The sequence below is a fragment of the Shewanella sp. genome, from assembly GCF_041630135.1.
In the GTDB taxonomy this organism is placed as follows: domain Bacteria; phylum Pseudomonadota; class Gammaproteobacteria; order Enterobacterales; family Shewanellaceae; genus Shewanella.
This window is the reverse complement of record NZ_JBFKLW010000037.1, coordinates 15,664-37,421: the sequence shown is the minus strand read 5'-3', so window position 1 is coordinate 37,421 and position 21,758 is coordinate 15,664. Positions and strand designations below refer to the sequence as shown.

16 protein-coding genes are annotated in these 21,758 nt (G+C 51.1%); 11 read left to right on the top strand and 5 right to left on the bottom strand.

The genetic code is table 11. From position 1 onward, the window contains the following. From ABYK60_RS11430 to ABYK60_RS11410, 5 genes are all read left to right on the top strand, one after another. Positions 1-1,458: TonB-dependent receptor family protein (locus ABYK60_RS11430; protein ID WP_372872152.1), on the top strand; the 1,458-nt coding region annotated here is incomplete at its 5' end. Between the two features lie 257 nt (positions 1,459-1,715). Next, on the top strand, positions 1,716-2,867 hold the full coding sequence (locus tag ABYK60_RS11425) for a porin (protein WP_372872154.1): 1,152 nt from the start codon (positions 1,716-1,718) through the stop codon (positions 2,865-2,867). Between the two features lie 49 nt (positions 2,868-2,916). Then, positions 2,917-3,426 carry an FMN-binding protein gene (locus ABYK60_RS11420; RefSeq protein WP_372872151.1) on the top strand — a complete coding sequence of 170 codons (510 nt, stop codon included), beginning with the start codon at positions 2,917-2,919 and terminating at the stop codon, positions 3,424-3,426. Positions 3,427-3,434: 8 nt separating this feature from the next. Beyond that, the gene (locus ABYK60_RS11415; RefSeq protein WP_372872150.1) at positions 3,435-4,193 is read left to right on the top strand and encodes a PepSY domain-containing protein; all 759 of its coding nucleotides are present in this window, start codon (positions 3,435-3,437) and stop codon (positions 4,191-4,193) included. A 337-nt stretch (positions 4,194-4,530) separates the two neighbouring features. Then, a complete protein-coding gene (locus tag ABYK60_RS11410) occupies positions 4,531-5,424 on the top strand; it encodes a LysR family transcriptional regulator (protein ID WP_372872153.1) in 894 nt (297 codons plus the stop codon). Positions 5,425-5,662: 238 nt separating this feature from the next. On the opposite strand, the gene fusA is transcribed toward ABYK60_RS11410, so the two are convergent. The 5 genes from fusA to ABYK60_RS11385 form a co-directional block, all read right to left on the bottom strand. After that, positions 5,663-7,750, bottom strand: a complete 2,088-nt coding sequence (gene fusA, locus ABYK60_RS11405; protein ID WP_372872149.1) for an elongation factor G — start codon at positions 7,748-7,750, stop codon at positions 5,663-5,665. Between the two features lie 279 nt (positions 7,751-8,029). After that, positions 8,030-9,625 (bottom strand): diguanylate cyclase domain-containing protein, encoded by a 1,596-nt coding sequence (locus ABYK60_RS11400; RefSeq protein ID WP_372872148.1) that lies wholly within the window; start codon positions 9,623-9,625, stop codon positions 8,030-8,032. Further along, a complete protein-coding gene (locus ABYK60_RS11395; protein WP_372872147.1) occupies positions 9,612-10,019 on the bottom strand; it encodes a hypothetical protein in 408 nt (135 codons plus the stop codon). Before ABYK60_RS11395 ends, ABYK60_RS11400 begins: the two co-directional genes overlap by 14 nt. Before the next feature lie 23 nt (positions 10,020-10,042). Continuing rightward, the gene (locus ABYK60_RS11390; protein ID WP_372872146.1) at positions 10,043-11,101 is read right to left on the bottom strand and encodes a hypothetical protein; all 1,059 of its coding nucleotides are present in this window, start codon (positions 11,099-11,101) and stop codon (positions 10,043-10,045) included. A gap of 453 nt (positions 11,102-11,554) precedes the next feature. Then, complete coding sequence (locus ABYK60_RS11385) at positions 11,555-16,108, bottom strand: biotin carboxylase N-terminal domain-containing protein (protein WP_372872145.1); 4,554 nt, start codon at positions 16,106-16,108, stop codon at positions 11,555-11,557. Positions 16,109-16,229: 121 nt separating this feature from the next. Here ABYK60_RS11385 and ABYK60_RS11380 point away from each other — a divergent pair, with 121 nt between their 5' ends. The 6 genes from ABYK60_RS11380 to gshB all read left to right on the top strand — a co-directional run bounded on the left by ABYK60_RS11380 (position 16,230) and on the right by gshB (position 21,722). Continuing rightward, positions 16,230-17,141, top strand: coding sequence for a LysR family transcriptional regulator (locus ABYK60_RS11380; protein ID WP_372872144.1), 912 nt, complete (start codon positions 16,230-16,232; stop codon positions 17,139-17,141). 190 nt (positions 17,142-17,331) lie between these two features. Then, on the top strand, positions 17,332-18,480 hold the full coding sequence (locus ABYK60_RS11375; RefSeq protein ID WP_372872143.1) for a hypothetical protein: 1,149 nt from the start codon (positions 17,332-17,334) through the stop codon (positions 18,478-18,480). A 223-nt stretch (positions 18,481-18,703) separates the two neighbouring features. Next, positions 18,704-19,213: a SprT family zinc-dependent metalloprotease gene (locus tag ABYK60_RS11370; RefSeq protein ID WP_372872142.1), complete on the top strand. Its 510-nt coding sequence runs from the start codon at positions 18,704-18,706 to the stop codon at positions 19,211-19,213. 66 nt (positions 19,214-19,279) lie between these two features. Beyond that, a complete protein-coding gene (locus tag ABYK60_RS11365; RefSeq protein WP_372872141.1) occupies positions 19,280-19,996 on the top strand; it encodes an endonuclease in 717 nt (238 codons plus the stop codon). An 18-nt stretch (positions 19,997-20,014) separates the two neighbouring features. Then, a complete protein-coding gene (gene rsmE / locus ABYK60_RS11360) occupies positions 20,015-20,746 on the top strand; it encodes a 16S rRNA (uracil(1498)-N(3))-methyltransferase (protein ID WP_372872140.1) in 732 nt (243 codons plus the stop codon). A gap of 28 nt (positions 20,747-20,774) precedes the next feature. Further along, the gene (gene gshB / locus ABYK60_RS11355) at positions 20,775-21,722 is read left to right on the top strand and encodes a glutathione synthase (RefSeq protein ID WP_372872139.1); all 948 of its coding nucleotides are present in this window, start codon (positions 20,775-20,777) and stop codon (positions 21,720-21,722) included. Positions 21,723-21,758: the final 36 nt, after the last annotated feature.

The following is a 21,758-nucleotide window of genomic DNA, read 5'->3' as shown; positions in this document are numbered from 1 at the left end:
GCCCAGCGTCTGGAACTCAAACTCAAGTATGCCGATGAAGTCTCTGACGAGACCTACATGGGTCTGACCGATGCCGACTACGCCGCCAATCCTTTCAGCCGCTATTCAGCGTCACAAAAGGACGTGATGACCACAGAGCATAAGCAGCTACAGCTGAACCATATTATCGACTTGAGCGGCACAGTTAGCCTGGCGACCACCGCCTATTACAACGACTTCAAGCGCAACTGGTACAAAGCCGACAAGGTTGACGGCAAGAGCCTGTCCAAAGGTGGCACTGACGCCGCCAGCGCCTTCGATGCCAACCCCGAAGGTGCCATCGACGTCAGCGTTAAAGCCAATAACCGTGCCTACATTTCTCAGGGTATTCAAACCGAACTGGCGCTGCTGCTTGGCGATCACCAGTTGGATATCGGCCTGCGCCTGCATCAGGACGAGATGGACCGTTACCAGTGGGCCAATATCTACAGTCTCGACGCCAGTCAGCAGATGAGCCTGAGCAAGGCCGGTGTACCTGGTACCGACTCTAACCGTATCGACAGCGCCGAAGCCCTGTCTGCTTATGTTCAGGACAGATTCACCCTGGGCGCCTTTACCCTTACCGCCGGTGTGCGCTACGAAGATGTGACCGTAGAGCGTGAAGACTGGGGCAAAACCAACCCGGGCCGCAACGGCGAAGGAAAGCTCAAGGAAAACAGCTTCTCGGCGCTGCTGCCATCGCTGTCTGCCACCTGGCAGCTGACCGACAACACCCTGCTGCTGGCCGGTGTGCAAAAGGGCTTTGCCCCTGCGGCTCCCGGCAACACCAACGGGCAAGAGGAAGAGAGCTGGAACTACGAGGCGGGCGCCCGCTTTGTTGATGGCAACTTCAATGCCGAAGCCATCGCTTTCTACGGTGATTACAGCAACATGCACGGCAACTGCACTGCCGCCCAGGGTTGTGATGAAGACAAGCTGGACAACCAGTACAACGCCGGCGAAGTCGTGGTGAAAGGGCTGGAATTGTCAGCAGGCCATCAATTCAACACCGATGGCGCTCTGAGCTTCCCGGTGAAGTTGGCGTACACCTATACCAGCACCGAGTTCCAGAACAGTTTCGAGTCGGAGTTTGAAACCTGGGGTTCAGTACAGGCGGGTGACGAATTCAGCTACACCCCCAAGCATCAGCTGTATCTGAGCGCAGGCATCAGCGCCGAGCAGTGGCAGTTGACCCTGGCTGGCCGTTACACCTCGGATATGCGCGCCACTGCGGGTCAGGGTGAGATTGCCGCCGATGACCTGATTGCCGCCAAGACTCTGGTTGATCTGTCCGGTCGCTACTTTATCGATAAGCAGCAGGAAGTTTACCTGACCGTCGATAACCTGCTGGATGAAACCTACATGACCACCCGTGCCCATGGCTCTGTGTTCTCAGGTAAACCACGCTCAGTCACCGTCGGTTATACCTATATGTTCTAACTGTATACCCAAAGGTTCTACAAAGCGGAGTAGGGCAACTCCGCTTATTTTGTAGAAAAAAAACCAATTTAATTCATATGATTATAAAGTTAAATCACAGTATCAGACCCACCCTTTCAATTCACATGACTTTACTTTCGAGTTACATTTTTTGATCTGGATCATTAATCCCAATGCGAATCGTTTGCATTTGCCAAATCAATTGGTAGAATCCGCACCAATTGATAACCCTCAGATTAAAAAGGGAAAGGGAAATGATGAAAAAGACTCTGATTGCCAGCGCTCTGCTGGGCCTGTTTGCCAGCCAAACCGCCATTGCTGCAGACGATACCGCAGAACTGCGCAAAGTAATTGAGCAGCAGCAACAGGTATTGAAAGATCTGGAAAAGCGTCTGGAAGAAACCGAGAAGCGTGTTGAGCAAACTGCCGATGCCGCAGAAGCCAACGCTGAAGCCAAGAGCTCAAGCACTATCGGCGGTTATGGCGAACTGCACTACAACAACATGGACGACGAGAAAGAAATCGACTTCCACCGTTTTGTACTGTTCTTCGGTCACGAGTTTACCAAAAAGACCCGTTTCTTCTCTGAACTGGAACTGGAACACTCTCTTGCCGGTGAAGGCAAAAAAGGTGAAGTTGAGCTTGAGCAGGCTTACATTGAGCACGACTTTACCGACGCTCTGACCGCCAAAGCCGGTCTGTTCCTGATGCCAGTGGGCATCCTTAACGAAACCCACGAACCCAATACCTTCTACGGTGTTGAGCGCAACCCTGTAGAAAAAGACATTCTGCCTACCACCTGGTGGGAAGGTGGTCTGGCACTGAACATCAAGGCCGCTCCAGGCCTCGCCTTCGACGCTGCCGTGACCTCTGGTCTGAAAGTGAAAGACGATTACAAAGTACGTGGTGGCCGTCAGAAAGTGTCTGAAGCCAATGCCGACGCACTGGCCTACACCGGCCGTGTGAAGTACACCGGCATTGCCGGTCTGGAACTTGCTGCCACAGCTCAGTACCAAAGTGATTTGACTCAGGGTAAAGATGGTGTGGATGAAGCCTCTGCCACCCTGCTGGAAGCACATGGTATTTACACCATCGGCGGCTTTACCGTGCGCGCCCTGTACGCTCAGTGGGACATCGATGGCGTTGAAGCCGAGCTTCTGGGCCGTGACAGCCAGAAAGGCTGGTACATTGAGCCTTCTTACCGCTTCAATCAGGAGTTTGGCGTGTTTGCCCGCTACAATGAATGGGACAACGAAGCCGGTAACAGCGATGACACCACCAAGAAAGTAACCAGCGTTGGTATCAACTACTGGCTGCATGAAAACGTAGTCTTCAAAGCCGACTACGAGAAGCAGAGCGGCAAGCTGGATGCTGATGGCTTCAACCTGGGTGTTGGCTACCAGTTCTAAGTTTAAAATTTAAGGGGCTTCGGCCCCTTTTGCTTTATAGGTCAACACCATGAAAAAACTGCTCTTTATTTGCCTGTCATTATTATTCCCCTTGGCACAGGCTGAAACGGTTTATCAGAGCAATGATGCCTTTATTACGGCAAGTTTGGGAAGTCTGCCAAAGGCTCAGGTGCTGTGGCTGAATGACACCCAAAAAGCGGATATCGAATCTATTCTTGCCCACAAGTTTAATAAGCTCAGACTGAGATACTGGCGCGATGGCGCACAAACTGTATGGATCATGGATGAAATTGGCAAGGAGTCTCCCATCACTGTGGGTATTCATGTCAGCGGCAGCAAGATTATCAAGACCCAGGTGCTGGTATATCGCGAAAGTCGGGGCGATGAAGTCAGGCATGACTTCTTTACGGATCAATTCAAATCAGCCACACTGACGCCCTCATTGGAATTGGATCGCAGTATCGACGGCATTACAGGCGCTACCCTGTCGGTTAAAGCCCTGACCAAGCTATCCCGTATCGCTCTGTACTTGGATTCTGCCGTTCAAAAACAGCTTTGATTGAGAGCATGACTCGACGACATCACCTCATGGCCGGTAAAAATACCGGCCATCAAATAAGAAAATCCATTCGCCCCTGGCATCGCCGTCTTGGCCTGCTCGGGGCGCTGTTCCTTATGCTGCTTACCATCACAGGCGTTGCCATTAACCACGCCGATGGTTGGGGTCTTAGCCACTCTAAGGTACGCATAGGTTGGTTACTGGACTATTACGGCATTCAGGCTCCAGCCCACAGCCGTCAGTTCGGCGATTTAGGGGTAACCGACAACTTACTCTGGCAAGATAAACGCCTGGTGCTGGAAGCAAGACGCCCTCTGCTGGCGGCAACACACTTCAACTCACTGATTATCGCTATCGACAACGAACATCTGTATTTACTAAGCGACGAAGGCGAGCTGCTGGAAACCCAGAATAACAGTACCGGCCTGCCCACCCCCTTAAGCGGCCTTTCCGTTGAAGGCGGAAACCAGCTGTGGCTGAAGGGAGAGCAGGGTCAATATCTGGCTGATGAAGACTTTATTGAGTGGCACCAGACAACCAGCCTTGTACCGCTGAACTGGCTCGAGGGCAGCGCTGCTTCTGAGGCGCTGCTGCTTCAAGCCCGCAGCGCCAACTTAACCTGGGAGCGCCTGCTGCTGGATCTGCACAGCGGCCGCCTGTTTGGCAGTTGGGCCATCTGGCTTTGGGACTTGGCAGCTGTTTGCTTTGTGTTTCTGTCTTTAAGTGGCCTCTATATCTGGTGGAGTCAGCGCCCGAGGCGCAAATAACCGCCTGATAAAAAAGACCCGGCTGCAAGAGCCGGGTAAAAGCAACAGGGCATGAGGCCCCATTGAGGCAATGGTGAATATGCACAGTACATCAGCAGCCAGGGGTTGACCGCCGCGACAGCAATCGACGCCACAGGGAAGGCTTGATCACTGCCGAGGCCTGAACCTCCGACACTTGCACTTCCTTTTTGGGCGAGGCCGCCAGCCAAAGGCTGCTGACCCAGATACTGCGATAGGCTTTCATCGAAATCCTCCAAAGCTGAGATGTGGCTCAAGGTATCGCCGGAGCTGGAATAAGTAAAATGAATCTATTCCATTGCAGCCATTCCAAATCGGCATGAACATTCCTATCAAGAACTTACACTGCTTTGTGACCCTGGCAGAAACCGGTAGCTTTACCTTGGCGGCGGGAAAACTACACCTGACCCAGCCGACGCTCAGTAAAATGATCCAGCGGCTTGAAGATCATTGGCAACAACAACTGGTGATCCGTGCCACTCAGGGACTGTCGCTGACCCAGGCGGGGGAACTGCTGCTGGCACGTTCCCGGGAGATCCTGGGCCACTGGCATTTGCTCGATCAGGACTTATCACACCTAAGTGGTGTGCAAAGGGGCTATTTGCGCCTGGGAGTCTGCCCAATGATGAGCAGCCTGGTGATAGGGCACCTCACTGCCTTTCGCGCCCGCTACCCCGGGATCAAACTGGAAATGTTTGAATACGGCGGCTTCGGCTGTGAAAAGGCGCTGCTGGCCAACAGCCTCGATATCGCCTTCACCGCCCTGCCCGCCACCCATGAAGATGAGCTGACCGCTCAGCCGCTGACGGCCTATCCGCTGCTGGCTTGCCTGCCAAACGGGCACCCACTGACGAGTAAAGCTTCGCTGGATTGGAGCGACTTTGGTTCTTATCCCTTCATCATGTACAACCAGGACTTTGCGCTGGCTAAACTGCTGGACAGACTGGCGAAAAAGGCAGGTGTTGAGCTGAACGTTGCTTATCGCAGCGGCCAATGGGACTTTCTGGCCACCATGGTGGAAGCCAAAATGGGATTGGCGATTCTGCCAGCCCCAATTTGCGAGAAGTTAACCGATAAAGCGCTGTGTTTCAGGCCGTTAACCGGAAGTCACACTTGGGATCTGGCACTCATCTGGCGCAGCCACATGTGCCTTACCCCTGCTGCTAATGCATTCTTGTCATTAAGTCGGATGCACCTGCAAACGAAAGCCTAATCACAACGGTAAGCACTTTGATTGGGCGATCCCGGCCGGCGGATAAATCGCTTCATTCTATGCTTATAAAACAGCATGAAAGCGCAATACAGCATGTGAAATCAATAAGCTAACATCTGGTTACCAATCAACCGTCACGAATGAACGCTACAACCACCAGTACCGCAGCTTACTCTTTGTCTGATCCACTCATAAAAAACCCGCCACTGGGGCGGGTTTTTATTCGCGGAAGTATTAATTACTTCTTAGCGTTCTTGGCCTTGGTCTCAGCAATCACAGTCTCAGCAACGTTGGCTGGACATGGGTTGTAGTGAGAGAACTCCATGGAGAACTGACCACGACCAGAGGTCATGGTACGCAGGTGACCGATGTAACCGAACATTTCGGCCAGCGGTACGTCTGCCTTAACGCGAACACCAGTCAGACCAGCTTCCTGATCCTTGATCATGCCGCGACGACGGTTCAGGTCACCGATTACGTCACCTACGTGGTCGTCTGGAGTGAACACGTCAACCTTCATGATAGGCTCGAGCAGCTGTGGCTTGGCCTTAGGCATAGACTGACGGAATGCACCTTTAGCGGCGATTTCGAACGCGATGGCAGAGGAGTCAACTGCGTGGTAAGCACCGTCAAACAGTTCAACTTCAACGTCCAGCACTGGGAAGCCAGCCAGAGGACCTTCGCTCATCATGTCTTCGAAGCCAGACTCAACAGCAGGCCAGAATTCACGAGGAACGTTACCACCAACTACGGCAGACTTAAAGGTGAAGCCGCTGCCTACTTCGCCTGGACGGATACGGTAGTCAATCTTACCGTACTGACCAGAACCACCAGACTGCTTCTTGTGAGTGTAGCTGTCTTCGATGGCGGCAGTGATGGTTTCACGGTAGGCCACCTGAGGAGCGCCTACAGTCAGGTCAACACCGAAGGTACGCTTCAGGATGTCTACCTTGATGTCCAGGTGCAGTTCACCCATACCTTTCAGGATGGTGTCACCGGTTTCCTGGTCGGTTTCAACCTGGAATGATGGATCTTCAGCAACCATCTTACCCAGAGCAACACCCAGCTTCTCAGAAGCACCTTTGTCCTTCGGAGTCACAGCAATAGAGATTACTGGAGTTGGGAAGATCATAGGTTCGAGAGTACATTCGTGCTTAGGATCACACAGGGTGTGACCAGTCTGAACGTTCTTCATACCTACAACCGCGATGATGTCACCAGCTTGAGCGCTGTCGATTTCGTTACGGTCGTTAGCGTGCATCTCAACCATACGGCCGATACGCTCGGTCTTACCGGTAGCAGAGTTCAGGATGGTGTCACCCTTCTTCAGCTTACCAGAGTAGATGCGGATAAAGGTCAGGGCGCCGAAACGGTCATCCATGATCTTGAACGCCAGAGCGCGGAAAGGCTCGTCTACAGAAACGGTAGCAACCTTGCCAGTTTCTTCACCAGTCTCTGGGTCAGTCAGAGGCTGTGGGTCAACTTCAGTTGGAGAAGGCAGGTAGTCTACTACCGCATCCAACAGCAGCTGCATACCTTTGTTCTTGAACGCAGAGCCACAGAAAGTGGGGAAGAAAGACAGGTTGATGGTACCCTTACGGATACAACGCTTCAGGTCTTCGATAGAAGGCTCTTCACCTTCCATGTAAGCTTCCATCAGATCGTCGTCCTGCTCAACGGCAGTCTCAACCAGCATTTCACGGTATTCTTCAACCAGATCAACCATGTCAGCAGGAATGTCAGTCACGGTGTAGTTTTCTGGCAGACCGGTGTCATCCCATACGAAAGCCTGACGGTTCAGTACGTCTACAACGCCTGTGAATTCGTCTTCGCGGCCGATAGGCAGAGTCATTACCAGCGGGTTGGCAGCCAGTACACGCTTAACCTGACCAACAACGCGCAGGAAGTCAGCACCGATACGGTCCAGCTTGTTTACGAAGATCAGACGAGCTACTTCAGACTCGTTGGCATAACGCCAGTTAGTTTCTGATTGTGGTTCTACACCGCCGCTACCGCAGAATACACCAACACCACCATCCAGAACCTTCAGAGAACGATAAACTTCAACGGTGAAGTCAACGTGGCCGGGGGTGTCGATTACGTTAAAGCGGTGACCTTTCCAGAAACAGGTGGTGGCAGCAGACTGAATGGTAATACCACGCTCAGCTTCCTGATCCATGAAGTCCATGGTAGAGGCACCGTCGTGTACTTCACCCAGTTTGTGGATTTTACCGGTCAGCTTAAGGATACGCTCGGTGGTCGTGGTTTTACCCGCGTCAACGTGAGCGAAAATACCAATGTTTCTGTATTTTGATAAATCGGTCATGATTCAACTTTTTTGCTTGGTTTATAAAAGTAGACGGAGTATGCCACAAAAAAGCAGCAAACCACACATCAGGATTCGAGGCGCATATTGTAATTGGGAAGGACGCTGGGCGCAAACGGCTTAGGCATTTTTTAGCTGATAAAACAGAGGCTCCACAGAGTCACTCTATAAAAGTGGTTAAAAATCAACCTCAAAGGCTCGATTGAAGCCATCTGAATTTGGCAGATTTTTTAAGCAGCTCTGCTCGCTTTGTAGCGAATACAATGGTTTCACACCAACTCAAGCCGCCCCGGATGAAACCTTGCCAAATCGAAAATTCCCTCTCCCTTGCTCTTTTACTTCATACATGGCCACGTCTGCAGCTTCGAGTAGCTCCTGAAGGGTATGACCATGATGGGGATATACCGCAATTCCCACACTGGCGCCTACATCACAAGTAAGATTGGCCCGAATCCTTACGGGTCTGGCAACCTGAGTCAGTATTTCGTTGGCCAGCTCTTTCAAGCGAAGATAGTCTTTATCGACATTCTCAACCCCTATCAGGAATTCATCCCCACCCCAGCGAATGGCAACGCCATCAGCAGCAATACGTTGCAGCCTATCCGCCACAGCTTTAAGCACGGCATCACCAGCTTCATGACCGTAAATGTCGTTAATGGGTTTAAAACGATCCAAATCAATCAGTAACAGCCCCACTAATCCCCGCTCCTGATCTGCTTTACGCATCATCTTCGTCAGAATGCGCTCACCCGCACGTCGGTTTTTGAGTTGGGTAAGTAAATCGTGCTCGGCCTCGAAACGTATCATGCGCTCACGATATGTACGTTCAGTAATATCGTACATCATGACTTCAATCAGCATTTCGGCGGCTCCATCGCTGTCCTCTACCTTAGAGAACAGGCAGTGTACCCATTTTAATGATTCTGCATGATGAGTCCGTAACTGAAGTTCCATTTCAACATGATTTAAATTGATATTTCCCCGAAGCTCATCAAGAAAAGTTTCAAGTTCAGCCTCCTCTTCAAACCAGTTGGACAGATAAGGGCGTACCGCAATAGATTTAGTACCACAAAGTCTTTCAAATGCCTCATTGGCAACCAAAAGTTGATTTTGCTTATCAATGAGGCAGATGCCGGCGCTGGCACGCTCAAAAATCAATCTGAACTTACGTTCAAGTGATTCCGTTTTCTCTCTCAGGCTACGCTCTTGCTCAATGGAATGGTTCAGATTACCAACCAGATTATTAATCCCTCGCACCAAACTACCGATTTCGTCATTTTCATGGCTGCGTGGTATATGCAGTGGATTGTCCTGACCCGGAGCAATTTTTTCAAAATCGCCAGTCAATTTCTTTAGAGGGGCTGTCAGAGTCCTATGAACCAGAATGGAGACCAGAATTGCAATCAACGCGGACTGTAATGCCAGCACCCAAGCCTGTTTGACGGCAACCTCTGTCGCACGGGCCTCAATATAACGACTGTTAGGGATCAGCTTTAAGCGTCCAAGCACTTCACGATCAAAAAACGGATGTGAGATCTCGTATTCCAGTAAGGCTTCTCGCTGATTGCTTTCAAATCCGGTTGAACGAACCCACTCCCCTTTGGGAGCAGCTAAGAGAGCACCGGCAATCAAATCGTTTACTTCCAAACCTTCAACGATTTCTCTTGCAAGTTCCTCATCCTGCACATAAAGGGCTATTGAAGCTGTCTTTTGTACAGTCAGGGCTATTTGTGAAATTTGACTGCGCGCTTCTTCATATTTGCTGCGTTTTGCATCCGCAAAAAAATACAAGCACGCAAGTACAGAAGCAGTAAATGCACCCAAAGCAATACTGAGTGCGACTTTGATATACAACTTCTGATTATTCAGGATCAAATTGGTATACCACCTTCACGCTGTCGTTCAATTCACTGCCACGGACAAAAGTGATACCGGAAGGCGTTTTTCTCATTTTTTCCGTTAATTCATCTGTTGAGTCCACTTCCTGTGGCTGAGTCACCCTGCCGGAAAACTGAAGCCGCGCCCAATAGGCATCAACCTGTGCCAAACTGCGGTCAACCAACTGACGATAAAAGGCTTCGCGTACCGATAACTCACTGCCGTTGTCGAATACAGTCACATCATCTCCGTTAGGAAACGTATCGTAGCGGCCCATAAATATATCCACTAATTCATGATGGCTTAGCTGCCCGATTTTATTGTCAGCGTTAACGACTACGTAAAGAGTATCCTCTCCACTGACAGGAGCCGCTATCAACCAAGCTATCATGATGCCAGTCAATAATTTCATGGTCAGAAGATAAAGCTCAAGTTAAATGAAAAAAGGTCAACAGAATTATCGTGACTCATTGGCATATCCCTTACCCAAAGGCTCGAACCCTGTTCACCTATCCGTGAGTGGTCCCATTGCAACTTAAGTGCCATGTCTGTATAAAAATCCCAACGAACACCCAGAGAGTAGCTGGTCTGATCGAGGCGGGATATGCCATAGCTATATTGAGCGGCCTGAAAGAGCCCCATTAACTGGTTCTGCTGTTCTGGTGGCAAAAATGGCAAAGACGCTGGGGGGGTTAACACAGGCATTTTACGGGTGTTTTCTATCAGTGAAATTACGCCGTATAACGTAAAATTCTCAATCCGACGCCCAACGCTGACATATCCCGACACATAAGGCTGAAGCAGTTTCCATTCGGTTTCAGTATAACCAAGCTCCAACTGAGCCAGCCAAGTACCGTCGTCATACTGACCCCCAAGGGTATAGTAATGTGATGTTCTATCGACAAAGTCTATTTCATCGGCAACGGCGGAGGCTTCCGGCCATAACTGCTGAGGCAGGGTACGCAACGCATGTAGAAGCTGATTGGAGTCACTGTTTACGCCCGTGGTACACGCCTCGGCAATGGCAGCTCTGATTAACCAATCGGTACCGGAAAGTGACAAAGTGACAGCCTTAATATCATCGAGTTGAATTTCGATGTTTTGGTCTGCCCCCTGAAGGTTTGCGTCTGTATTACCGTAAGCAAGTTTCGCTTCAAATATACTGCTGCCCAAACGGGTGCGGTAACTGACATCAACACCGTCAAAGCGAGAAATTGAAGAAATCAGATTGTAAAACTCAGGAACAGGACGCACCCAAGGATAGGCATAACCGACATCCCTGTATTCTGTCAGCATATAAAGATCTAAACCCAGTCGCCCAGCCCTGACAGCCCAGTCTCTGTTAGGTTTATATCGCAAAAACAACCATTCCAGATTGTCACGGTTTTCATTGCTGACTCTGTCTTTGAAAACCATCTGTGCAACTGCATCAAATCCTGCCGGAAGGTCGGCATTGAGTTGCAGTCCCAACATGGTATCGCCGGCGGTGGACCAACCTTGTCCTACGGCCTCCATGGTGTAGTCACGGTGAAACCCCAAATTATCACTGTTGCTATATAAGGCACCGATGCTGCCAAAGCCACTGAAACTGATATTGGGTTCCGCGTTTGCCACTCCCGCTGACATCAGGCCAATAAGGCCAAACGCCAAAAGTTTTCGCAAAATGACTCTCCCCGGTAACTGTGCTTTCTCTCATATAACTTAGAAGTTTTCCTTCCAGCGGAGCAAAACTGTTAAAAAATATAAGGACAACTTTTCATTACGCTTTACAGGAGTGTAAACGCTTGCTGCTAAGGAAGAAAGGTGGTGCCATACGGTTTATTAGCAAATAATTGCAAAAAATCACTGTTTTTTGACAAAGTACAAAACTTTGGCGACTGCTGTAAAAAAGCCCGCCAAAATGGCGGGCTTTTCAATGATGCGCTATCAGTCTGCTACAGGAGATATCACAAACAACAAATCGCCCTGAGACACCTGTTGACCATTGGTGTTCAAAATACGTTCGATGCGGTATTTCTTGTCTTCAGGATACAGTTCGGCACCTTTACGGTTAAAGCTTGCCAGGGTTACCTGAGTAAACATCTTCATGGCTTCCGTAAGCGCCAGTGTGGTGTCGGTGGTCACTATGTCACCCTCACGGACAAAATCTGGCTCACCGGGAGCAGGACAGCTGTAGAAGATGCCCGCGCCCTGAGCCAATACCTTCAGCTCATTGGAATCACCCACGCGCAGCGACTCAGTATCTACCCCCTGAGTTTCTGCAGCAGCTTCCATCTCTGCAATCAGTGCAGGGATATCCAGCTCAGCCATCAGACGTGGCAGGTAGTTAGTGTCATAAACACCTTCGTTGAAGGTGGCATCCTTGAGAATACGCTTGAGCAGCGGAATATTGGTCGCAATCCCCTTAATAACCACGCTGTCGAGATAGTCGTACATCTTGGTGATAACGTCCTCACGGGACTCACCACGGATGATGATCTGGGCAATCAGGCTGTCGTAGTATGGCGATACTTCCTTGCCTTCGGCGGCGATGGAGATAATTTCCACATCATCACGCTGTGGCATTACGCATTCGGTTATCTTGCCTGGGTTTGGCATCAGCTGCAGAATACCGTTGCTGTCCAGAGCGGCCTTTTCAGCCGTTACCCGCACTTCCATTGCATAACCGATTTCCTGCGGTTCCAGCTTCTCGATAGAGCGGCCGGCGGCAATGTCAAACTGAGCAGATACGATATCGATACCGGAGGTAGCCTCGGTTACCGGGTGTTCAACCTGCAAACGGGTGTTCATTTCCATGAAGTAGACTTCATTGGCATCCAGATTGTAGATAAACTCCACAGTACCTGCACCCATATAGTCAACAGCATCACCCAGGGCTTTGGTATATCCCAATACCCGCTGTTTGAGTTCAGCCGGCAACATGGTTGAACCTGATTCTTCAATCACCTTCTGGTTATTACGCTGTACGGAGCAGTCACGCAAACCCAATACTTTGGAGTTTCCGAACTTGTCACGCAGCAGCTGCACTTCAATGTGACGCAAGGAAGTCACGTACTTCTCAAGGTACAGATCACCATTACCAAAAGCCGCAGCGGCTTCGGTAGAGGTCTTCATAAACAGTGAGATCATATCCTCTTGGCGCTTGACCACCTGGATACCTTTACCACCACCGCCTTGTACCGCTTTAAGCAGTACCGGGTAACCAATTTCGCTGGCCACGTTCACCGCCTGTTCGGCGTTGGAAAGAATGCCATGGGAACCGGGAACCACAGGCACGTTTTGCGCCTGAGAGGTCTTAATCGCGTTGGACTTGTTACCCATGGTAGTCATGGAGTGCACGCTTGGACCAACGAAGTTCACACCATTATTTACGCACAGGGCTGCAAACTGTGGGCTCTCAGACAAGAAGCCGATACCTGGATGGAGCGCATCTACGTTTTCGTATTCAGCTACTTTCAGCACCGAGTATGCGTTCAGGTAGGATTCGTCGGAGGTGTTACCGCCCAGACACACCAGCTTGTCGTTTTCCTTCAGCATGTCGGCCGGTACGGCAGTCATGTCAGGGTCGGACGCAACCAGGACTACATTAATGTTATTGTCGTGTGCCTTACGAATGAGCTTCACCGCAGTACAGCCACGTGCGTGTACCAACACCTTGTCGATTGGCTTCATCAGCGCACGAGGATCGTCCTGATGCAGTTCATCATCAACGACTTGCGCTTCAGGCACCAGGCTCGAAAGTGCGCTCTTGATAACTTCTTCAATTTTCTGATTTGGCATTGGCATCAGCGGATCTATGCTCGACAGTTGAGAATCGAGTTTATCGCTGAAAGGATTTGTCACCAGACCATTCATCGCCCCCGGCACCTTAGACAGATAATTGGCCAAGGTTGAAGTAGAAGGCAAGTAAGCAGGTACCACCATCTGACCGGCGAACGGCATATTGGTACCAGACATGTAATAGGTCTGCACCAGAGGGTGGGTAACGAAGGATGCCTGAGCACCACCGGTACAGTCACCGAAACCGAACATCAACACCGGCAGTTCGTTGTCACGGATAAAACGGGTAATACGGTCGTTAACCACCGCCATGGAGAACAGTGCCGCAGCACCTTCTTTGGTCTGCATACCGCCGGAAGAGATAAAGCAGATCACCGGCAAATGACGCTTGGCACACTCAATCAGCAGCGCTGAGAACTTCTCGGCTGACGCCATATCGAAAGCGCCTGCCTGGAAAGCTGTGTTGGATACCGCCACACCCACTTTGAGTGAAGTACCATTGTGCACAAAATCGGCCATACCTGTAATCAGGCCGCAAGGGCGGATTCCTTTGTCCAGCGCATCTTCAATAGACAGACGGAAGCCTGGGAAGTTGAGCAGGTTTGCACTCATCTTGTCGCCATTCAGTTCATCAAAGTTATTGAAGAACTTATTAATGACATTTTCCCAGGTCATTTTGCCGGCTTTCTTCTCGTCTCGCAGTACTTTCTGGATCAGCAGATCCTGATAGCCCATGGTCAGACGGTTCCAGAAGTCCTTACGACGACCGATACGCACCGGGTTAATGGCGCCTGTGTATTTGCCGGTGTCATCTTCACTGTCGAAGTACTCTGGCAAGAGACGCTCAAAGAAGTAAGTCAGAATAACGAACAATGAGTCGTTCAGCTGCGGGAAGCCTACGCTCTTCCACTGCTCTGTCTTGGTCAGCAGTTCGGCACGGTTTGACTGAGACATGAAGTACTTCAGCCACTTGTAGAACTTGCTCTTGTCGTTGGCAATATCCTGGGTCGACAGCGCACGGTCGATGGCCTTGTGCAACAGGCTATCAACCGAGGCACGGGACAGGCTCTTGCTCATCATGGCTTCTTTGGCAATAGAAGCGAGGCTGCCCACCACGTTATCGTACAGGGCGTTGAAAATCAGAATGTTATAGCACTGCCAAATAAAATCTTCACGCAGCTCTTTGTTTACCACTACGTCCAGCACTGTGAGATTGTTAAGCTCAGGCCAATTGGCCTCAGTCACCTCGGCAGGCAGGGTTTCCAAATAGTGGATAAGGCCGCTGAAGTTGTTGGCCGCATTGGCTTTCCAACGGTGATACAAAGACCAACCGATGTTGAACAGCAGCGCCTTCTTGGCCTTTTTATAATTTTCTTTTGGCTCACCCAAAATCAAACGGGTCAGCATGTTACGTTCAGTGCTGATTTCACTGCGCTTATTGACAAAGTTGTTCCACAACTTGGACAGTTCTTCGTCGTAAACCACTTTATCAGGACTTGAGAGCCAGGCCTGGAATACCTTTTCCTGTTCCTTCTGGATACGTTCCAGCAGATCCCCTTCAGGCACGCTCACCTTGGACAAGCGACCGTACTGCTCCATAGAGATAGAGTGAATGCGACTGCGAAGTGTCAGGTAACGCAAATAACGGTAGGCACTGCCAAACAGGTTGAGGTGCATGGTCGGGCTATTGGCCACGGCCAAATCTGCGGTCGTTTCAAGCGCCTTGAGATTCTTGGAAGGGTTCAGGAATCGGTTCAGGCTGCGCTCGTAATGCTCACGCAGATCTTTGGATTCTTTAACAAAATTAACTGCGGCACGCTCAACTGCCTCGATGGAGCTGATGATGGCACGGCGCAAATTGTGTTGACGCTCATCGCGGTCTGATGGCGAAAAGTCAATGATGCCATCGATACAACCGGCGGTGTACAGTTCTTCAGGAGACACACCCACCGACTTGGCACATTCCTGCCAGGACAGGTTGTATTTACGGGCAATACTCTGCAGACCCTGGGGCTGAATAGTGTTGAAGATACCATCACGCAGCGACAACAGAATGTTAGCTGCAGCGAGCGGAATAGCACCGCCGGAGTAACCGGCACCAATCACGATACCCACGGTTGGCACATCAACGTTGGCACTCTCGGCAATGGCCTTGGAAATGGAGTGTGCCTGGTTGTTGCTGTTGGCAATCTCGCCTGCGTCCGCACCGGGTGTGTCGATGAGATAAATAATCGGCATGGACAATTCAGCAAAGTGACGAATCGCCTTGCAGGCGGCCAGATGATGCTCTGGCATCCAGGCACCATTGGCGGTAGTACGCTCCTGAGCAATGAAGCCCACACGGCGTACACGGCTGCCGAAGTTCAAATCCACTTCGGCGCTGTAGAAAGAACCCATGTGGGTTTCGGTGATGACCTTACCCTTAAGATCGGCAATAATGCGCTTGGCCCCCGGACGGCCCTTATCCTGGGTCGGCTGGATAACTTTACTGACGTAGCCATCTACATCCAGATTTGCCAATGCCTTTAAATTTGTCTGGATTGCTGCATCGTCCAGCAAGCCTTTAATTTCTTCCGATAAACTTTGTTTACTGTGCTCAGGAAACAGCGAAAAATCCTTGGCCAGATGCTCCGCTTGCAGAAACAAGGGATCGGGCTTTTGTGCTTGAGTCATGTGAGTGGGCTGCTTGTTGGCGGTCATTAAGAGATCCTCTGCTAAGCCTCTGAAAATTTTTAGCCATCAAATATACCTTCCTTCGGTTTAGAAATACCATTAAACTGCCTTGGACGCTTTGTTCCATTTTTGAGACGATATAAAAAATATGCCAGATTTGAATGGGATGGCGCTTTTTGCCGCAGTGGTCAGATCTCAGGGTTTCAGTCAGGCAGCCCGGGATACCGGCATGCCAAAATCCACCATAAGTCGTAAAGTTGCGCAGCTTGAAGAAGAACTTGGAGTGCGGCTATTGCAACGCGACACCCGTAATCTGAGCCTGACTCAGGTTGGGTCTCTTTTCTATCAGCACTGCGAAACTATCGTTAACGAACTGGAAGCCGCCAAAGCGGTTATTGAGCACACCCACGCCGATGTTTCCGGTTCGCTACGCATTGCCATCCCCGTGTCGTTCAGCCAGGAACTCATTTCAAACCTTTGCAGTGGCTTCATGCGCCTGTACCCCAGCGTTGAGCTGGATGTGCAGTTTACCGATTCCGATGTTGGGCTTGTGGGAGAAGGCTATGATATCGCCATTAAATATGGTCCGCTTCAGCCATCAGATAATGTCGCCAGACTGCTGTTCGAACGTCATCCGATACTGGTTGCAAGCCCCGGCTATCTCAAGCAATTCGGCACACCCGCTACGCCCAAAGAGCTTGGTCAGCACGCAGGCATATTATTAGGCACTACCCGTTCAGCCCCCATCTGGCCACTGGGCAAAGGTGGTCGCAAAACCATGGTTGCCTTTAAGCGCCGGGTTCGGGTGAACAGCGCTGTAATGGTGCGACAACTTGCTTTGGATGATTTTGGCATTGCCATGCTATCCCACGCACAGTGTAAAAAAGACCTCGCAAGCGGCGCCTTGGTGCCCATTTTGCCCGAGTGGCCAATGGAGCCTTTTAAGGTGTATGGGGTCTACTCCAGCCGTAAACAGCTCGCCACCAACATCAGCGTCTTCCTTGATTTCTTTACCAAGCGTTTTGGCAGCCAGGAATCTTTGCTTGGTCTGATGGGCTAAGCCAACCGCAAAAAAACAACTGCGAGCAGAACGGGTCAGCCTGTCGCAAAACCGCGCGAAATTTCTATGCCGACCTCGCTTTTCAGTGGCTGCTGTGATAACCCTGTTTTTCTACTAAAATCGGCTTAATCAACCGGTTAATATCAGGTCGATTGAAAAACACTGAATTCAATGAGAAAAGGATGCCCCTATGTTGAAGCGAATCCTCCTTGCGCTCTTTATGGCTTCCCCGCCTATGGCCGTCATGGCAGCTCTCGATGTGGAAGAACTCCGCGTTGACAAGGCCAAGGCGGAGTTACCTTCGGTTACCGGCCGTTATCAGGGTCTGATTACCGGTCTGCAGGAACAGCTCGCCACTGGCAATGAAGAAAAGCTGGTAACCCAAATGATTGCAGCTCAGGGTATTCGATTATGGCAACAGGCAGTACGGGATGTTCAGTCAGGCCATTTCGATGATCGCAGCCTTTACTGGGCCCGCCTGGCCATGCGAAGCCACCTTAAAACCGGCAAAGCCGGCTACAACATAGTGCCCTGGCAGCGCGATATTCTGGTACGCGCCGTGGAGACTGCTTCACGTGGTTTCTCCGACATTCAGTTTGGCGACGATGTGCAAATCCGGATACTGCTCACCGGCTTCGACCCCTTCTTCTTAGACCGCAACATTCAGCAAAGCAACCCTTCAGGCATCACCGCACTGATGTTGGATGGTTATAAATTCAAGGTCGGCGGTAAACAGGCACAAATTGAAACTGTGATGATCCCGGTTCGTTTTGCCGATTTCGACCAAGGCATGATTGAATCCCTGCTGACTCCTTTCTATCGCAAGCGTGCAATCAATGCCGTGTTTACCGTCAGCATGGGCCGGGATGATTTCGACCTCGAGCGTTTTCCGGGTCGTAACCGCAGCGCCGAAGCACCGGACAACCTGAATGTGCTCACAGGCGCCACCAAGACCCGCCCTATCGCCCCAATGCTCAATGGCAAGACCCTTAACGGCGATGAGTTTGTGGAATTTTCACTGCCAGCCTCTGTGATGCAGGCGGCGCCAGGCAATTACAAAATCAATGATAATCACAAGGTTATCAGTCTCTCCAGGGGTGGTTTTGAAGCTCGCTCACTGTCTGAGCTCTACAACGAAACCTCGGTGGAAGGTTCCGGCGGCGGTTACCTGTCCAATGAAATATCATATCGCGCCGTACTGCTTCGGGATCAGTTTGGACTGAAGATCCCGGTAGGCCATATCCACACGCCAAAAGTGGCCGGTTACGATGCCGAGGCGGGCAAAGCCATTGCCGAGCAGGTGCGCGCAATGGTGGAAATGGCAGCATCCACGTTCTGAACCAAATAATACGGATAACAATAGCGGCGCAAATGTGCCGCTTTTTATATTTGCTTTATCGCAGCTCTGCCCGATATTTGCCCACCGCTACGCCTCAGGGGTAAAATGCCAGCGCAATGGCTCAGGGATCTGTATGTTCAGCTTTTTACGACCACCAAAAACAACAACGGCAAGCAGGCGCAGAGCTAAAGCCTCTTTCGGCGTGCTAGCCAACTGTGACAGCATGGCTCCGCGCACAGCAACCGAAGAAGATGCCTGCCTGCATCTTGAAAGCGCCTGCCTGAGAGCTGAATCCGGCCTTGGTATTGCCCTGCCCCGCCCCAAACTCAGATTCGATGTGCGCGGCAAAACCGCTGGCATGGCTTATGGCGAACTCAACCTGATTCGCCTGAACCCAAAGCTGCTCGAAGAAAACCCTGACATCTTTTTTACCGAGGTCATCCCCCACGAGCTTTGTCATTTGCTGGCGCATCGACTATACGGCAAAGTCAAACCCCATGGGCATGAGTGGCAAACACTGATGAGAACTCTCTTTGGCCTGCCCCCCCGCACTACCCACAGCCTGGATACCCGCAGCGTTTGCAACAGCATCAGTTACCTGTGCGGATGTGGATCGGTTGAACTCAGTATCCGTCGCCACAATAAAGTGCTGCGTGGAGACGCCCGATACCTGTGCCGTCGTTGCCAACAATATTTGCAGCCCGCCCCAGCCTTGCCCGCGTCAGTAGATTGATTTACCATCCGGCTTCTTTCACAGCGGTCCAAGCCGCCTTATTCACTACAAAAGTCATAAAATATTTTGCGCTATTTCATCGTATTACTGATTTTCTTTACCCATTTCTCTCAAGCCGCCAGCCATCCGACCAACTTCTCCGACGCCAAACGCAAGGCGCAGCAAATCTACCGCGAGTTGCCTATGCGCAGCTTCTACTGCGGTTGTGATATCAGGCTGAACGGCAAGCGTTGGGAAGTGGACTTCTCCTCCTGTGGTTATCAGGTCCGCAAACAGATTTCCCGCGCCGAACGCATCGAGTGGGAACATCTGGTACCGGCCTGGGAATTTGGCCACCAGCTGCAGTGCTGGCAGCAAGGTGGTCGAAAGAATTGCGCTAAAAACGACAGCCTGTTTGCGCGTATGGAGTCGGATCTCCACAATCTGGTGCCAGCCATTGGTGAGGTTAATGGTGATCGCAGCAACTTTCGTTTCAGCCAATGGAATAGCAAGAGCGGACAATATGGCCAGTGTGATATGACCATTGATTTCAAAGCACGACGGGCGCAGCCTCCGGCACATACCCGGGGTGCCATTGCCCGCAGCTACCTGTATATGAAACAAGAGTACGGCCTGAAAATTGCCTCAGCCCAATTAAAATTGTTTGAAGCATGGGACAAAAGCTATCCAGTTGATACTATTGAGTGCCAGCGAGATGCGCTGATCGCCGAAACTCAGGGGAATCACAATCCCTATGTTGCCAGGAGCTGCCACCCGGATAGCCGCACTCGCATGGCGGATTAACCAAATGCAGGACACCCAATGAGAATCCCAAGAATTTTTCAGCCGTTTCCTCTGTCTCCTTCACAGCAATTAGATCTGGATGAAGATGGCTTTGCCCATGTAGGCCGGGTGCTGCGCATGAGCGAAGGGCAACAAGTCAGCCTGTTCAATGGCGATGGCAAAGACTATCTGGCCGAGATTACCACTGCCGGCAAAAAATCAATGACAGTCAAAATAGTATCGGCCACTGACAACCTGAGCGAATCACCGCTTAATCTGCACTTGGGGCAGGTGATATCCCGTGGTGATCGCATGGATTTCACCCTGCAAAAATCGGTAGAGCTGGGCGTAAACACCATTACGCCCCTGTTTTCAGAGCGCTGCGGCGTAAAGCTCACCGGCGAACGATTGGATAAAAAAATCGCTCAATGGCAGAAAATTGTGATCAGCGCCTGCGAGCAGTGTGGACGCGCTTCAGTGCCTGAAGTACGCCCGGCAATGGACCTCGCTGACTGGTGCGCCGAACCTTCCACAGCGTTGAAACTGAATTTGCACCCCAGAGCCAGCCACGGCATTGCCGGACTCAAGCTGGAGAACCCCAGGGTCCGACTCCTGATTGGCCCGGAGGGCGGCTTGTCGGCGGAGGAAATCGCCATGACGGAAGTCCACCAATTTGCGGAAGTTTTACTTGGTCCAAGAGTACTGCGCACAGAAACCGCGGCACTGACCGCTATCACTGCATTGCAAATGACATTTGGCGACCTGGGTTAACCGGCGCGCGTACCAAAGAGGATGTGAAATGATTAAGCTTGGCATAGTGATGGACCCCATCAGCGACATCAATATCAAAAAAGACTCCAGCTTCGCCATGTTACTGGCAGCCCAGGCACGGGGCTATGCCCTTTATTACATGGAAATGCAGGATCTGGCCATGATTAAGGGCGAAGCGGTAGCCCGCATGCACCCGCTGAAGGTAATGCAAGACGCCGACTGCTGGTTTGAGCTGGGAGACGCCGTCGACGCGCCACTGGCAGAACTCGACGTTATTCTGATGCGTAAAGACCCGCCATTCGATACTGAGTATATCTACGCTACCTACATGTTGGAGCGCGCAGAAGAAGCCGGGGTACTGATTGTAAACAAACCCCAGAGCCTCAGAGATGCCAACGAAAAGCTGTTCACTGCCTGGTTCAGCGAATATACCCCCCTGACCATGGTGACTCGCGATGCCACACGCATTCGGGCTTTTCATGCCGAGCACGGTGACATTATCTTAAAGCCATTGGATGGTATGGGTGGCGCTTCGATTTTCCGGGTAAAGCAGGATGACCCCAACCTAGGTGTGATCATTGAAACCCTCACCAACCATGGTAATTGTTACGCTATGGCGCAGGTATTCATTCCGGAGATCACTGCCGGTGACAAGCGAATCCTGGTTGTGGATGGCGAGCCAGTCCCATACTGCCTGGCGCGCATACCCAAACAGGGTGAAACCCGTGGCAATCTCGCCGCCGGTGGCAGAGGTGTTGCACAGCCCTTATCGGAAGCCGACTGGCGCATCGCCAAGGCGCTGGGACCAGAGCTTAAGCGTCGCGGGCTTATTTTTGTGGGGCTGGATGTGATAGGTGACAAACTCACCGAGATTAACGTGACCAGTCCAACCTGTATCCGCGAAATTGAAGCCGCCTTCGACGTGGACATCACAGGTATGTTGATGAACGCCATTGAAGCACGCATCAAAAAATAACCATCGCAGGGGCGCACTGCGCCCCAATTGGGGGAA

Excerpts from the sequence above, each read along its gene's own strand:
- ABYK60_RS11425 (WP_372872154.1), top strand. The coding sequence starts at position 1,716 with ATGAAAAAGACTCTGATTGCCAGCGCTCTGCTGGGCCTGTTTGCCAGC.
- ABYK60_RS11420 (WP_372872151.1), top strand. The coding sequence starts at position 2,917 with ATGAAAAAACTGCTCTTTATTTGCCTGTCATTATTATTCCCCTTGGCA.
- ABYK60_RS11415 (WP_372872150.1), top strand. The coding sequence starts at position 3,435 with ATGACTCGACGACATCACCTCATGGCCGGTAAAAATACCGGCCATCAA.
- ABYK60_RS11410 (WP_372872153.1), top strand. The coding sequence starts at position 4,531 with ATGAACATTCCTATCAAGAACTTACACTGCTTTGTGACCCTGGCAGAA.
- ABYK60_RS11375 (WP_372872143.1), top strand. The coding sequence starts at position 17,332 with ATGTTGAAGCGAATCCTCCTTGCGCTCTTTATGGCTTCCCCGCCTATG.
- fusA (WP_372872149.1), bottom strand. The coding sequence starts at position 7,750 with ATGACCGATTTATCAAAATACAGAAACATTGGTATTTTCGCTCACGTT.
- ABYK60_RS11390 (WP_372872146.1), bottom strand. The coding sequence starts at position 11,101 with ATGTTGGGACTGCAACTCAATGCCGACCTTCCGGCAGGATTTGATGCA.
- gshB (WP_372872139.1), top strand. The coding sequence starts at position 20,775 with ATGATTAAGCTTGGCATAGTGATGGACCCCATCAGCGACATCAATATC.
- ABYK60_RS11385 (WP_372872145.1), bottom strand. The coding sequence starts at position 16,108 with ATGACCGCCAACAAGCAGCCCACTCACATGACTCAAGCACAAAAGCCC.
- ABYK60_RS11395 (WP_372872147.1), bottom strand. The coding sequence starts at position 10,019 with ATGATAGCTTGGTTGATAGCGGCTCCTGTCAGTGGAGAGGATACTCTT.
- rsmE (WP_372872140.1), top strand. The coding sequence starts at position 20,015 with ATGAGAATCCCAAGAATTTTTCAGCCGTTTCCTCTGTCTCCTTCACAG.
- ABYK60_RS11370 (WP_372872142.1), top strand. The coding sequence starts at position 18,704 with ATGGCTCCGCGCACAGCAACCGAAGAAGATGCCTGCCTGCATCTTGAA.
- ABYK60_RS11380 (WP_372872144.1), top strand. The coding sequence starts at position 16,230 with ATGCCAGATTTGAATGGGATGGCGCTTTTTGCCGCAGTGGTCAGATCT.